Genomic DNA, 12,782 nt, shown 5'->3' with positions numbered 1-12,782 from the left:
CTTTCACCTCGCACGTCTTAGGCATAAACGGTCATAATTTGAGCAATGGCCGTATAATCCAGCACCGCTGTTTTGATTTCTTCGACCATTTCGTTCGTTGATACGATGCGGCCGCCGCTTGGCGCCAAGTCGGCAGTGCGCAAACCTTGATCGAGCGCCTGCCGCACCGCGTGCTCGACCGCCTCCGCTTCCGCGGTGAGCCCGAACGACAGGCGAAGCATCATCGCAGCTGACAAAATCGCCGCAATCGGATTGGCTTTGTTCATGCCGGCGATATCAGGCGCTGAACCGTGCACCGGCTCATACAAGCTCGGACCGGAAGCGGATAAGCTGGCTGACGGCAGCATCCCGAGCGAACCGGACAACATGGAGGCTTCATCGCTTAAAATGTCGCCAAACATGTTTTCGGTCACCATGACATCAAACTGCTTCGGCGCGCGGATGAGCTGCATTGCGGCATTGTCAACAAGCATATGCTCAAGCGTGACGTCCGGAAACTGCTTCGCCACCTCTTCGGCCACTTCCCGCCATAGACGGCTTGACGAAAGGACGTTCGCCTTGTCGACCGAAGTCACTTTTTTCTTCCGCCCGCGTGCGAGTATAAACGCCATGCGGACGATTCGCTCAATTTCTTCTTTTTTATATAACAAGGTGTCCACTGCTTTTTCTTCGCCGTTTTCGACGACGCGGCCGCTCGGCTGGCCGAAGTAAATGCCGCCGGTCAGCTCACGGACGATGACAAAATCGACGTCTTGCACGAGATCCGGTTTTAACGGCGAAGCGGAAACCAAACTGTCATAGCACACAACCGGCCGCAAGTTGGCATATAAGTCGAGCTGCTTGCGAATGGCAAGCAATCCTTTTTCCGGGCGCAAATGCGGAGGGTTGTCATCCCACTTCGGACCGCCGACCGCCCCAAGCAGCACCGCATCGCTTTCTCGGCAAAGGCGGAGCGTTTCCTCGGGGAGCGGCGTCCCCGCCTCATCGATCGCCGCTCCACCGATCAATCCATATTCAAACGTAAACTCGTGGCCAAACCGGATGCCGACCGCTTTCAATACCTCGACCGCTCCGGACGTCACTTCTTTGCCGATGCCATCCCCTGGCAAGACGGCAATCCGATAGTTTCCCATTCTAAATCCCCCCGTTTTATGGTGTTGCCACTTTCTCGTTTTCGCCGCGCATCGCTTCGATCATAAACACACGGTTGATGGCGTTGATGTACGCTTTCGCCGATGCTTCTAACACGTCTTGTGCAGTGCCGCGCCCGCTCGTCTCGATGTCATGGGCGCGCACTTTGACGAACACTTGGGCCAACGCATCGCGGCCGCCGCCGACCGATTCGATCCGGTAGTCAAGCAGCGTCACCGGCGTTTGGAAGCAACGTTCCAATGTATTGTACAGCGCCTCGACGCTGCCGGCGCCGGTCGCCGCTTCTTGGATTTCGTTCCCCTTCCCGTCTTTCAGTACAACGACCGCTGTCGGAATTTGATTCGTCCCGTATTGCACTTGGATGGAAGACAATTGGTAAAAATCTTGAAAGTGGTCGAACTTCTCTTCGAAAATCAACGCGATTAAATCGTCGTCGGTAATGTCCTTCTTTTTGTCCGCCAATTCTTTAAAACGGACAAACAGCTGATTGATTTCTTCATCGGACAACGTGTAGCCGAGCTCCTCAACCCGGTTGCGAAGCGCATGGCGGCCGGAATGTTTGCCGAGCACCATCGAATTCGACGGCACGCCGACGAGCTCCGGCGAAATGATTTCGTATGTCGTTTTTTCTTTTAAGACGCCGTCTTGATGGATGCCCGATTCGTGCGCAAACGCATTTTTGCCGACGACCGCTTTGTTGGGTGGAACGACGACCCCGGTCAGCTTGCTGACAAGATTGCTTGTGCGCTTAATTTCCTGCAAATTGAGGCGCGTTTCTACTTGATAGTAGTCTTTGCGGATGTGAAGGGCGACAGCGATTTCCTCAAGCGCCGCATTGCCGGCCCGCTCGCCGATGCCGTTGATCGTGCACTCGACCTGCGTTGCTCCATGTTCAATGGCCGATAGCGAGTTCACCACCGCCATGCCCAAGTCATCATGACAATGAGCGGAGAGCGAAACATTTTCAATATTCGGAACATTGTTTTGCAAATAGAGGAAAATTTCCCCGTATTCTTTCGGCGTAATATAGCCGACCGTATCCGGAATGTTGATCACCGAGGCCCCGGCTTTGATCACTTCGGCGACGATTTTCGCCAAAAACGGCAACTCGCTTCGGCACGCATCTTCTGCCGACCATTGGACGATCGGGAAAAAGCGCTTCGCGTATTTCACCGCGTCAACCGCCGCTTCAATCACTTGTTCCGGCGTCATCCGCAATTTATGCACCATATGGATCGGCGAGGTGGCGATAAATAAGTGGAGCCGCGGCTCCGCGCCGCCTTTTAACGCCTCCCACGCCGCATCAATATCGCTTCGGACCGAGCGCGACAGCCCGGTGACCGAGCATGTTCTCACCGTTTCGGCGATTTGTTTGACCGCCTCAAAATCGCCTTTCGATGAGGCGGGGAAACCCGCCTCGATGATGTCAACCCGCAGCCGTTCAAGCTGACGGGCAATTTCCAATTTTTCTTGCAAATTCAAGTTCACACCAGCAGATTGTTCCCCATCGCGCAATGTGGTATCAAAAAACTTAATTTTTCGCACCTGGCACCACCGCCTCGATTTGTTTTGCCTTCACAAACGGCATCATGCTTCGCAGTTCGCGTCCGACAATCTCAATCAAATGCTCATTCTCACGCCGGTTGATGGCGTTGAACTCCGGACGGTTCGCTTGGTTTTCCAAAATCCAGCTCTTCGCGAATTTGCCGGTTTGAATGTCATCGAGCACCTTTTTCATTTCCGCTTTCACAGCGTCGTTAATAATGCGCGGTCCGGTGATAAAGTCGCCCCATTGCGCCGTATCGGAAATCGAATAGCGCATCCACGACAAACCGCCTTCGTAAAGGAGATCGACGATGAGCTTCATCTCATGCAAACACTCGAAATAGGCGACCTCCGGCTGATACCCGGCTTCAACAAGCGTTTCAAACCCGGCTTTGATGAGCGCCGTCAGCCCACCGCACAGCACCGCTTGTTCACCGAACAAGTCGGTTTCCGTCTCTTCTTTGAACGTCGTCTCCAACACCCCAGCTCGAGCAGCGCCGATCGCTTTCGCGTAGGCGAGCGCCGTTTCTCTCGCGTGTCCGGTCACATCTTGGTAGACGGCGATGAGCGCCGGCACGCCCGCTCCTTCCGTATATGTGCGCCGCACGAGATGGCCTGGGCCTTTCGGCGCAACTAAGAAGACGTCAACATGATTCGGCGGGACGATTTGGCTGAAATGGATGTTAAAGCCGTGCGCAAACACAAGCGCATTGCCTGGATCGAGTTCCGGCTCGATCTCCTCTTTGTACACGGCCGGCTGCTTCTCATCCGGCAGCAACACCATGACGATATCAGCCTGCTTCGCCGCTTCGCGGACGGAATACACCTCAAACCCGTCTTGCTCTGCTTGCTCCCACGATTTTCCTTTTCGCAGTCCGACGATGACGCGGACGCCGCTGTCGCGCAAGTTTTGCGCATGGGCGTGGCCTTGTGAGCCGTAGCCGATGATCGCGACCGTTTTCCCTTGCAAATATTGTTCGTTTGCATCCCCGTTATAGTAGACTTTTGCCATGATTACCCTCTCCTTTGTCCTGTAGTGTAAATATTGGTCAAGAAACGGCGCGAACGCCGCGGTTGCCCCATGTTTGAACGTAGCACGGTTTTGTATTGATGGTTGTTAAATGATAAACACCGTTTTCTGGTTCGTCGTCGCTTTTTGCGCCCCGCGGGTGAACGCGGTCGTTCCCGTGCGCGCCACTTCCTTAATGCCGTACGGGCGCAACAGTTCAATCAACGCCTCGACTTTCTCCGGCTCGCCGGTCACTTGAATGACGAGGCTGTCTTTGCTTACGTCGACGATCGAGGCGCGAAACGGCTCGATGAGCGTGTAAATTTCCTGGCGGACCGCCGGAGGAGCGGCGACCTTAATAAGCGCCAGCTCGCGGGCGACGATCGCTTGGTCGGTGATGTCATTCACCTTCAACACATCAATCTGCTTGTTCAGCTGCTTAATGATTTGCTCCGCCGTCCGTTCATCGTCAACGTTGACGACGAACGTCATCCGCGAAACGCCCTCGATTTCCGTATGCCCGACCGTAATGCTTTCGATATTGTAATGCCGCTTTGTAAACAACCCGGTAATGCGGTTTAAGACGCCGGGGCGGTTGTTGACTGTCATCGTGATGATTCTTCGCATGCTTTCACCCCCACCATTTCATGAAGCCCTTTGCCGGGCGCCACCATCGGATAGACGTTCTCGTCGGCACGGACATGGAAATCCAGCAGCACCGGCCCATCCATCGCAAACGCTTGTTTTAACACTTCGGCCGCTTCCGCCTCCGTCTTCGCCCGCAGACCTAGCATCCCGTATGCTTCGGCAAGCTTGACGAAATCCGGTTGGTTCGGAATGAGCGAATGGGAGTACCGTTTGTCATAGAACAGCTCCTGCCATTGCCGCACCATGCCGAGCGCCTGGTTGTTGACGATGACGATTTTGATCGGCAGCCCTAGCTCCTGGATGACCGACAGTTCTTGAAGCGTCATTTGGAAGCCGCCGTCGCCGACGATCGAAACGACCGTAGCGCTCCGGTCGGCGAGCTGGGCGCCGATCGCTGCCGGAAGCCCGAAGCCCATCGTGCCGAGCCCCCCGGACGTCACCCACCGGTGCGGCCGGTTGAACTTGTAATATTGCGCCGCCCACATTTGATGCTGGCCGACGTCCGTCGTCACGATCGCCTCGCCGTTTGTCATTTCATAGATCATCTCGATCAGTTTTTGCGGTTTGATCGTGCCGGCTTCCGGCTCATAATGGAGTGGGAAGCGCCGCTTCCATTCATCAAGCTGCTTAAGCCACGCCGCGGTGTCCGCCGGCTTGCCTTGCTGGGCGATCAGCTCTTGCAAGGCGGCTTTTGCATCGCTAACGATTGGAATTTTCGTCGGCACGTTTTTGCCGATTTCCGCCGGGTCGATGTCGATATGGGCGACGGTCGCCTTTGGCGCGAAGTATTTCAAGTTGCCGGTGACCCGGTCATCGAAGCGGGCGCCGATGTTGATGAGCAAATCGCATTCACACAGCGCCATATTCGCCGTATACGTACCGTGCATGCCCGCCATGCCTAAAAACAGCGGATGGTCGGCCGGGAAACCGCCAAGGCCAAGGAGCGTATGAATGACCGGAATGTTTTGCTGTTCGGCGTATTGCCGCAATTCATTGGACGCATTGGCGTGCAAGACGCCAGCGCCGGCTAAAATGACCGGCCGCTTTGATTGGCTGACCGCCTCGACAAGCCGGCGGATTTGCCAATGGTTCGGCTGCGTCGTCGGCTGATAGCCGGGCAAGTGAACCTCTTGATCATAATCGAATTCCCCTTCCGCCGTCGTAATGTCTTTTGGAATATCGATCAACACCGGTCCGGGGCGCCCGGTTGTCGCAATGTGAAACGCCTCTTTAATGATTCTCGGCAGCTCGCTGATGTCGCGCACTTGGTAGTTGTGTTTCGTAATCGGCATCGTAATGCCGACAACGTCCGCCTCCTGAAACGCATCCGAACCGATGACGCTTGTCGCCACTTGCCCGGTAAAGACGACGAGCGGCAGCGAATCCATCATCGCGTCGGTCAACCCGGTGACGATGTTGGTCGCTCCCGGGCCGGAGGTGGCGATGACGACCCCTGGTTTTCCCGAAATGCGCGCATATCCTTCCGCCGCATGGATGGCCCCTTGCTCATGCCGCGTCAGCACGTGGAACACGCCGGCTTTATACAACTCGTCATACAGTGGGAGCACCGCCCCCCCCGGATAGCCGAAGATGACTTCGACTTTTTCTTCCTTGAGCGCTTCAATGAGCATCAGCGACCCGCTCATTCTCGCCTTCGTCCTCGCTTTTTCTTGTTCCTCGACTTTCATTTTTGTCATCATCGATCCTCCCTGTAATTTGTCATCCATATAAAAAAACCTTTCCACCCACGATGGCTGTCATTTCCAGCCAAAGGGGCGAAAAGGTTTCCTTTCCGCGGTACCACCCTTCTTCACGGCCATGACGGCCGCCTCAGGAGCGGCCAGCCGAAGCCGGCCGCTCATTTTGGTAACGAGTGAAGCGCGCGTCTCCACTCGTCCAGCCCTACTAGCCGTCCGGCGTTCAGGCTGGCGCTCAGAGGTGAGTTCATCAAGCGGCAACATCACCGGTTCGCAGCTCCCCCGGCTCTCTGTGGATGTTGGCCCCGCTGACTACTTATCCTCGTCAACGCTTTTTCGCTATCCACTTGTCATGGACGATCAACCGACATTGGCGTTCGTCGGATACACCTTTACTCCTTCGACGACCACGCGGCGGCGAAATTCTTCAAGCAACCGCTTTGTATGCGGTCCCGGCGTCCCGTCGCCGATCATCCGGCCATCGACTTTAATGACCGAAATGACTTCGGCCGCCGTCCCCGTCAAAAACACTTCATCCGCGACATAGACATCATGGCGGGTAAACGGCTCCTCTTTCACCGTATAGCCGAGATCCTCCGCGATTTCGATGATCGCTTGACGTGTAATGCCTTCAAGCGCCCCCACATACCCTGGCGGCGTGTAAATGACGCCGTTTTTGATGATGAAAACGTTGTCTCCCGAACCTTCCGCGACATAGCCTTGATCGTTTAAGATCAGCGCTTCGCTTACGTTCGCCAAATGCGCCTCGATTTTGACAAGCACATTGTTTAGGTAGTTGAGCGATTTGACTTTCGGGCTCAGCACATCAGAGCGGTTGCGGCGCGTCGCCACTGTCACCACTTCGATGCCGGTTTCATATAAATGTTTCGGGAAGAGCGCGAGCGGCTCGACGATAATCACAATTTGCGGCGTTTTGCATTTGTACGGATCCAGTCCTAAATCGCCGATCCCGCGCGAAACGACCAGGCGGATGTATGCATCTTGATAGCCGTTGCGGCGGATCGTTTCGAGCACGTGGCCAATCATTTCTTCCTTCGTGTACGGAATGTCGAGCAAAATCGACTTCGCGGAATTGTATAGCCGATCTATATGTTCTTCGAGGCGGAATACGTTGCCGCTATAGACGCGAATGCCTTCAAATACCCCATCGCCATACAAAAATCCATGGTCATACACGGAAATTTTGGCGTTTTCTTTTGTCACAAATTCTCCGTTTAAAAAGATCCATTGTTCGCCCACTTCGGTTCCCCTCTTCCTTGATCAGTCAGCAGTTGCTTTGAACGGCTCGATCATTATATTGAGTCGTTTCTCTTATTTGAACATTATAATAATCCGAAACCTTTGCGCCGTCAATAACGTTTTTTGAAAATTCCGATTGGTCAAACTATTTGAATGCGCTTACATTATGATAGAATCAAGGTTTTGCCGATTCAAAAAATTTTTTCTTTCTTGACGGCTCATCGAAAGCGGACGCTCTCTAACTGCCAAAGCGAAAAAACAAAAAACAGCGGACGTTTTGTCCGCTTAGATCGAAAAGGTTCGTTCCATTCTGGAAACGGGCTGCCCATTCACTTCATAAAATTGAACATGCGCGCGCCCGCCGCCGATGGTCAACACCGCGTACGTTTTTTCTTTTCTTCCGCGCGGCAAAGCAATGCTGCCGGGGTTGATGAACAACAGCCCATCCATTTGCTCGGCGCCGGCCAAATGCGAGTGGCCGAAACAAACAACGCGAGCCCCTGTTTCTTGCGCGCGATAGGATAAACGCAAAAGCGACGTTTTCACCCCGTATAAATGGCCGTGGGTGACAAACAACCGAACGCCACCTGCCTCTTCGATGCGCTCAGCAGGAAACGCGGCGAAATCGCAGTTGCCGCGCACGACGGCAAACGGGGCGATCTCGTCCGCCCCCACCTCCAACTCCGAGTCGCCGCAATGGATAAACAAATCCGCTTCATGGCGATGACGGTTGACAATTTCAGCAAGTTCGGCAGTCAGCCCATGGCTGTCGCTCACAATCACCGCCTTCATTCCGTCCGCCCCTTTCCACCGACGATCTCCTCCCACTGCTCATCGAGCTTCGTCAGCGCCTTGGCGCGATGACTGATTTGATTTTTTTCCTCCGGCGCAAGCTCCGCCATCGTTTTTCCCCACTCCGGAAGGTAAAAGATTGGATCATAGCCAAAGCCCCCCTCCCCACGCGGCGCTTCGGCGATATACCCATCGCATGTCGCTTCAACAACGGCGGTCGGCCGCCCTGGGATCGCGACGGCGAGCGCGCAATGAAAACGAGCCGTGCGCTGCTCCATCGGCACCCCGTCAAGCTCGCGAAGCAGCTTGGCGATGTTGCGTGCATCGTTTTTATCTTCCCCGGCATAACGGGCCGAATGAACGCCCGGCCGGCCGCCGAGCGCATCGACCACGAGCCCGGAATCATCGGCGATCACCGGCCGCTTTAGACGCCGCGACGCCGCTTCTGCTTTGAGCACGGCATTTTCCGCAAACGTGCTTCCCGTTTCTGCGACATCCGGAGCGTCCGGAAAGTCAAGCAGCGATTTCACTTCGACGCCCCGCTTGGCGAACAAAGCGGTGAATTCGCGCACTTTGCCGGCATTTTTTGTAGCGATGACAATCTCCTTCACTCTGTGTCCTCCTCTGCCGCTTCTTTTTTTTCGCCGATGCGCGCCGCCCACTCGCCCAATGCGCGGCGCTGAACGGCGATGAGCTGCTCGATGCCGATTTGCGCCGCTTCAAGCAATTCATCGAGCTCGGCGCGCGAAAAAACCGCTTCCTCTCCGGTCCCTTGGATCTCGACAAATTGACCCGCTCCGGTCATGACGACGTTCATATCCACTTTCGCCCGCGCATCCTCGTTGTAATCTAAATCAAGAATCACCCCATGCTCCGGATCGATGCCGACCGAGGTGGCGGCGAGAAAATCGCGGATCGGAAGCGCCTCGAGCTTCCCTTCTTCCACCAGTTTGGCAAGCGCCAACACAAGCGCCACATACGCACCGGTGATCGACGCCGTCCGCGTTCCGCCATCCGCCTGAATGACGTCGCAATCGATCCAAATGGTCCGCTCGCCAAGTTGTTCAAGATCAACAACCGAGCGAAGCGCACGGCCGATTAAGCGCTGAATTTCCATCGTCCGCCCCGACACTTTTCCTTTGCTCGCTTCCCTCACATTCCGCTGCTCTGTCGCCCGCGGCAGCATCCCATATTCGGCCGTAATCCATCCTTTGCCGCCGCCGCGCATAAACGACGGCACTTTCTCTTCGACCGTCGCCGTGCAAATGACTTTCGTGTCGCCGATTTCAATGAGCACCGACCCTTCAGCATGCTTCATGTAATGCGGGTGTATATGTACAGGGCGCAGCTCGCAACTGCTTCGTCCGTCCGCTCTCATCAGCTGAGTCCTCCTTTTCTCCATCTTCAACGGAATGCCAGACGCCGCATTTCTTTCCGCCTAGCGAAAAAAAGAAAGAGGCGGAATACGTTTCCACCTCTTTGTTATACCATAACGTCCTATTCGTTTCCAGCCTGTCAGCACCAATCGGTTGAACGACCCACCACCTACGCTTCGCTGAGAGGTGGGGGCTTCAAGCGACTTGTGTGTTGGCCGAACGGTAAGCCACACACAAGAACCCTTTACACTTCCCTTCGTTCCGAAGGTGTCCGTTCTAGCCCTATTCTATCCTATTCGTTGGCTGACGCCAACCGACATTCATCTCCCACTTTCACTTCGTTTTGAAGTGGGAGACTTCTTTCGGAAGAAAGATGTTAAAATGTCCCGGTATTGACGTTTTGCGGCCGAGCGACCGGTTTGGTGAGCGGCTTGCCGTCTTCCGTGACAAGATTGGCTTTGCCGTTGACGGTGATCGCCACGCTTTCGACTCCTTTTTGCTCTGTGAGCGACAAAACGAGAGAATTCAACACAACGTCGGAAATGACATTTTTCTTGTTGCTGCCATAAATGCCTTCGTTAAAGTTGAGCGTCACTTTCCCATCCTCATATTTCGGGGCATCGACAAGCTTCGCATCCGGCTGAAAGACGCCGACAAGCCCGCTTCCTTGCTCTGGTCCTTGAATCAGCTCGTTGACGGCCGCGGCAATATCATCTTTCTCCTTATTGGACACACGCCGTGTCACCGGCACATAGTAGGTGCTGTTCCCTTGTTGGGCGACAAAATAAACGGTGACTGGATGCGTATTCGTAATGTCTGGCACCCCGTTCGCTTCCATATTGATGCCGTCGGCGCGGCTTACCCCATCTTGGATCGGCGTTTTATTGACCGGCATCACGTTTTGATCGTAACCGTTAATGCGGATTTTGACACGCTTGATATTGTCAAACTGCGTCAATGTCCACGTAATGGACTGCAAAATTCGTTTTTCGTCCTCCGGCTTATAGTTTTTAAATTCCGGCGAAAAGTCAGCGATCAACGTCCCGTCTTTTTCCAATTTTGTGCCAAGCACCGTCGTTCCAGCCGGAATGACCGCGCGGAAGCCGTTCGGCAGCATTTCTGACACGGGTCCATCTTCAACCAAATATTCGAGCACTTGTTTGGCCACAGCCTGCGTTTTCGGCAATTCCACTGTTTGCGGCACGACAAAGCCGTTTTTGTCAATCAAGTACAGCTCTCTTTTCACCGTCTCGGCAGCCTTCGCTTTCTCTTTTCCTTCCTTCTGGCTTTCCGTCGCTTCCTGAAGCGCTTGGCCGTCTTTGACATAACTCGTCTCTTGCGGGGGATCGATCTCCTTCACCGCCTCATCTCGCCCAAACAAACCGCAGCCGCCAAGCAACAACAGCGAGGCGAGCAGCGGCGCCGCCCATATGTGAGTCGTCCGTTTCATTGACGTTCCCTCCTACTCGTAGTTTGTACTACTATGTATACGAGCCGTTTTCCAAAATAGAATAAAAAATCCTTTAGCGCATGAACGCTAAAGGATTGGTTGGTTACAGCCGAATCGCTTCGACCGTGCCGATCGGCTTGCCAAACCACTTCCCCGAAATCTTTTCAAACAGCTCTTTCGGCCCAGTCGTGAAAAACAAATGCTCCGGTTCGCGCTCGCCGGTGTAAAGGAGCTGGCTGTGGTGCAAAATCGCGCTCACTTCACGAGCCGTCTCACCGCCCGAGCAAATGAGCTTCACGCGTTTGCCCATATACGTGCGAATGAGCGGCGCGAGCAGCGGATAATGCGTGCAGCCTAAAATCAGCACATCGATCAGCAGCGGACGGAGCGGAGCGAGCGATTCGGCGACGATCGCCATCGCCTCCTGCCCTTCAAAGTCGCCGCTTTCCACAAGCGGAACGAATTTCGGACAGGCCAAGCTCTCGACTTGGACGCGCGGATTGATGGATTGAAGCGCCTTTTCATACGCCCGGCTTCGGATCGTGCCAATCGTGCCGATAACGCCGATGTGCCCGCGCCGAGTCGCTTTCAGGGCGGCGCGAGCGCCGGGATGAATAACGCCAAGCACAGGAATGTCAAGCTTCGCCCGCACGTCGTCAAGCGCGACCGCCGTCGCGGTGTTGCAGGCGATAACAAGCATTTTCAAGGGATATTGCCGCAAGTAATCAATCATTTGCCACGTAAATCGACGGACTTCTTCCACCGGCCGCGGCCCGTACGGGCAACGGGCGGTGTCGCCTAAGTAAATAATTTGTTCTTTCGGCAGCTGCCTCATAATTTCTTTGGCGACGGTCAAACCGCCGACTCCTGAGTCAATGACACCAATTGCTCTTTCCAAGTGATCGCCTCATTCTTTCGTCATTTCTTGATGCAATTTGCGCAAACATCGCTCAAAGAGGACGATTTCCTCGTCTGAAAAATTTTCTAGCACTTTGGCTAAATCTCTCTGGCGTTTTTCAATCACTTCCTCAATGATGCGCTCGCCTTTTTCCAACAAGTGAATGCGGACAACGCGGCGGTCGTGTTCATCGCGGACTCTGGCGACAAGTCCGTTCCGCTCCATGCGATCGACCAAGTCGGTCGTCGTGCTGCACGCCAAATACATTTTGTTCGATAACTCGCCGACCGTCAAGTCCCCTTCTTCAAGCAGCCACTGCAGGGCGACAAATTGCGGTGGGGTGATCGGATAGTTGGTTAAAATTTCACGGCCGCGCTGTTTCAAATTGGCGGCGATATAGCGAAGCAATTTTTCCAACTCGGCGACCGTTCTTTCATTCATCGCAGACGGCATACCATCTCTCCTTGATCGTTTCCGCGGCCAGCCTCAAACGGCGGCTTGCGTCAACAGCTATTCTTACTTTTCATTTTACAACACTAAAAAAGAGAATCAACAAAAAAAATGCGGCGGCCGCCGCGGACGAAGGCCGGACGGGCGCCAAGCCTCGTCCGGCCGCAAGGGAACATAACAGCCGGCTGTCCAACAAGGAAAGCCGGCATCGTTTATAGTTCAAGTTCGCCCATTCGAAGCAATTCAATGACAGCTTGCGAGCGCCCCTTGACCCCAAGCTTTTGCATCGCATTCGAAATATGGTTGCGAACCGTTTTCTCGCTGATAAACAGCTCTTTGGCGATCTCTTTCGTCGTCTTGTCTTGCACGAGCAATTCGAAGACTTCTTTTTCTCTTTTGGTCAAAAGCGGCTTCGATTGAAACGATTTGTCCTTCAACGGTTGTAACCCTCCTTGCTCTCAATGGGCCCGAACTGCCGGATGGGTATTTCCTCGCCATATCGTAT

General features: G+C 54.4%; 13 protein-coding genes and 1 other annotated feature. All 13 genes read right to left on the bottom strand.

Going from position 1 to position 12,782, the window contains the following annotated elements; genetic code table 11:
• Positions 1 to 17 precede the first annotated feature (17 nt).
• Positions 18 to 1,133, bottom strand: coding sequence for a 3-isopropylmalate dehydrogenase (leuB, locus tag B9L19_RS04935; RefSeq protein ID WP_025949400.1), 1,116 nt, complete (start codon positions 1,131 to 1,133; stop codon positions 18 to 20).
• 16 nt (positions 1,134 to 1,149) lie between these two features.
• Positions 1,150 to 2,697: a 2-isopropylmalate synthase gene (locus B9L19_RS04930; protein WP_025949401.1), complete on the bottom strand. Its 1,548-nt coding sequence runs from the start codon at positions 2,695 to 2,697 to the stop codon at positions 1,150 to 1,152.
• Positions 2,684 to 3,709 (bottom strand): ketol-acid reductoisomerase, encoded by a 1,026-nt coding sequence (gene ilvC, locus B9L19_RS04925; RefSeq protein ID WP_025949402.1) that lies wholly within the window; start codon positions 3,707 to 3,709, stop codon positions 2,684 to 2,686. The genes B9L19_RS04930 and ilvC overlap by 14 nt, the downstream gene beginning before the upstream one ends.
• Positions 3,710 to 3,814: 105 nt before the next feature.
• The gene (ilvN, locus tag B9L19_RS04920; protein ID WP_025949403.1) at positions 3,815 to 4,333 is read right to left on the bottom strand and encodes an acetolactate synthase small subunit; all 519 of its coding nucleotides are present in this window, start codon (positions 4,331 to 4,333) and stop codon (positions 3,815 to 3,817) included.
• Complete coding sequence (gene ilvB / locus B9L19_RS04915; protein WP_025949404.1) at positions 4,312 to 6,051, bottom strand: acetolactate synthase large subunit; 1,740 nt, start codon at positions 6,049 to 6,051, stop codon at positions 4,312 to 4,314. Before ilvB ends, ilvN begins: the two co-directional genes overlap by 22 nt.
• Positions 6,052 to 6,122: 71 nt before the next feature.
• Positions 6,123 to 6,389, bottom strand: a binding site (T-box leader).
• A 22-nt stretch (positions 6,390 to 6,411) separates the two neighbouring features.
• Positions 6,412 to 7,311 carry a branched-chain-amino-acid transaminase gene (ilvE, locus tag B9L19_RS04905; RefSeq protein ID WP_025949406.1) on the bottom strand — a complete coding sequence of 300 codons (900 nt, stop codon included), beginning with the start codon at positions 7,309 to 7,311 and terminating at the stop codon, positions 6,412 to 6,414.
• A gap of 285 nt (positions 7,312 to 7,596) precedes the next feature.
• The gene (locus B9L19_RS04900) at positions 7,597 to 8,103 is read right to left on the bottom strand and encodes a metallophosphoesterase family protein (RefSeq protein WP_025949407.1); all 507 of its coding nucleotides are present in this window, start codon (positions 8,101 to 8,103) and stop codon (positions 7,597 to 7,599) included.
• The gene (locus B9L19_RS04895; protein ID WP_047752703.1) at positions 8,100 to 8,714 is read right to left on the bottom strand and encodes an XTP/dITP diphosphatase; all 615 of its coding nucleotides are present in this window, start codon (positions 8,712 to 8,714) and stop codon (positions 8,100 to 8,102) included. The genes B9L19_RS04900 and B9L19_RS04895 overlap by 4 nt, the downstream gene beginning before the upstream one ends.
• A complete protein-coding gene (gene rph, locus B9L19_RS04890) occupies positions 8,711 to 9,481 on the bottom strand; it encodes a ribonuclease PH (protein WP_047752702.1) in 771 nt (256 codons plus the stop codon). The genes B9L19_RS04895 and rph overlap by 4 nt, the downstream gene beginning before the upstream one ends.
• Positions 9,482 to 9,855: 374 nt before the next feature.
• Complete coding sequence (locus tag B9L19_RS04885; protein WP_025949410.1) at positions 9,856 to 10,929, bottom strand: GerMN domain-containing protein; 1,074 nt, start codon at positions 10,927 to 10,929, stop codon at positions 9,856 to 9,858.
• Between the two features lie 103 nt (positions 10,930 to 11,032).
• On the bottom strand, positions 11,033 to 11,827 hold the full coding sequence (gene racE, locus B9L19_RS04880) for a glutamate racemase (protein ID WP_047752701.1): 795 nt from the start codon (positions 11,825 to 11,827) through the stop codon (positions 11,033 to 11,035).
• Between the two features lie 9 nt (positions 11,828 to 11,836).
• A complete protein-coding gene (locus tag B9L19_RS04875) occupies positions 11,837 to 12,280 on the bottom strand; it encodes a MarR family winged helix-turn-helix transcriptional regulator (protein WP_025949411.1) in 444 nt (147 codons plus the stop codon).
• Positions 12,281 to 12,489: 209 nt separating this feature from the next.
• Positions 12,490 to 12,714, bottom strand: a complete 225-nt coding sequence (locus tag B9L19_RS04870) for a helix-turn-helix domain-containing protein (RefSeq protein ID WP_008881129.1) — start codon at positions 12,712 to 12,714, stop codon at positions 12,490 to 12,492.
• Positions 12,715 to 12,782 lie beyond the last annotated feature (68 nt).

This window comes from Geobacillus thermocatenulatus (assembly GCF_002217655.1).
Taxonomy (GTDB): domain Bacteria; phylum Bacillota; class Bacilli; order Bacillales; family Anoxybacillaceae; genus Geobacillus; species Geobacillus thermocatenulatus.
Note: the sequence above shows the minus strand (reverse complement) of the source record. Positions and strands in the feature narration are given on the sequence as shown.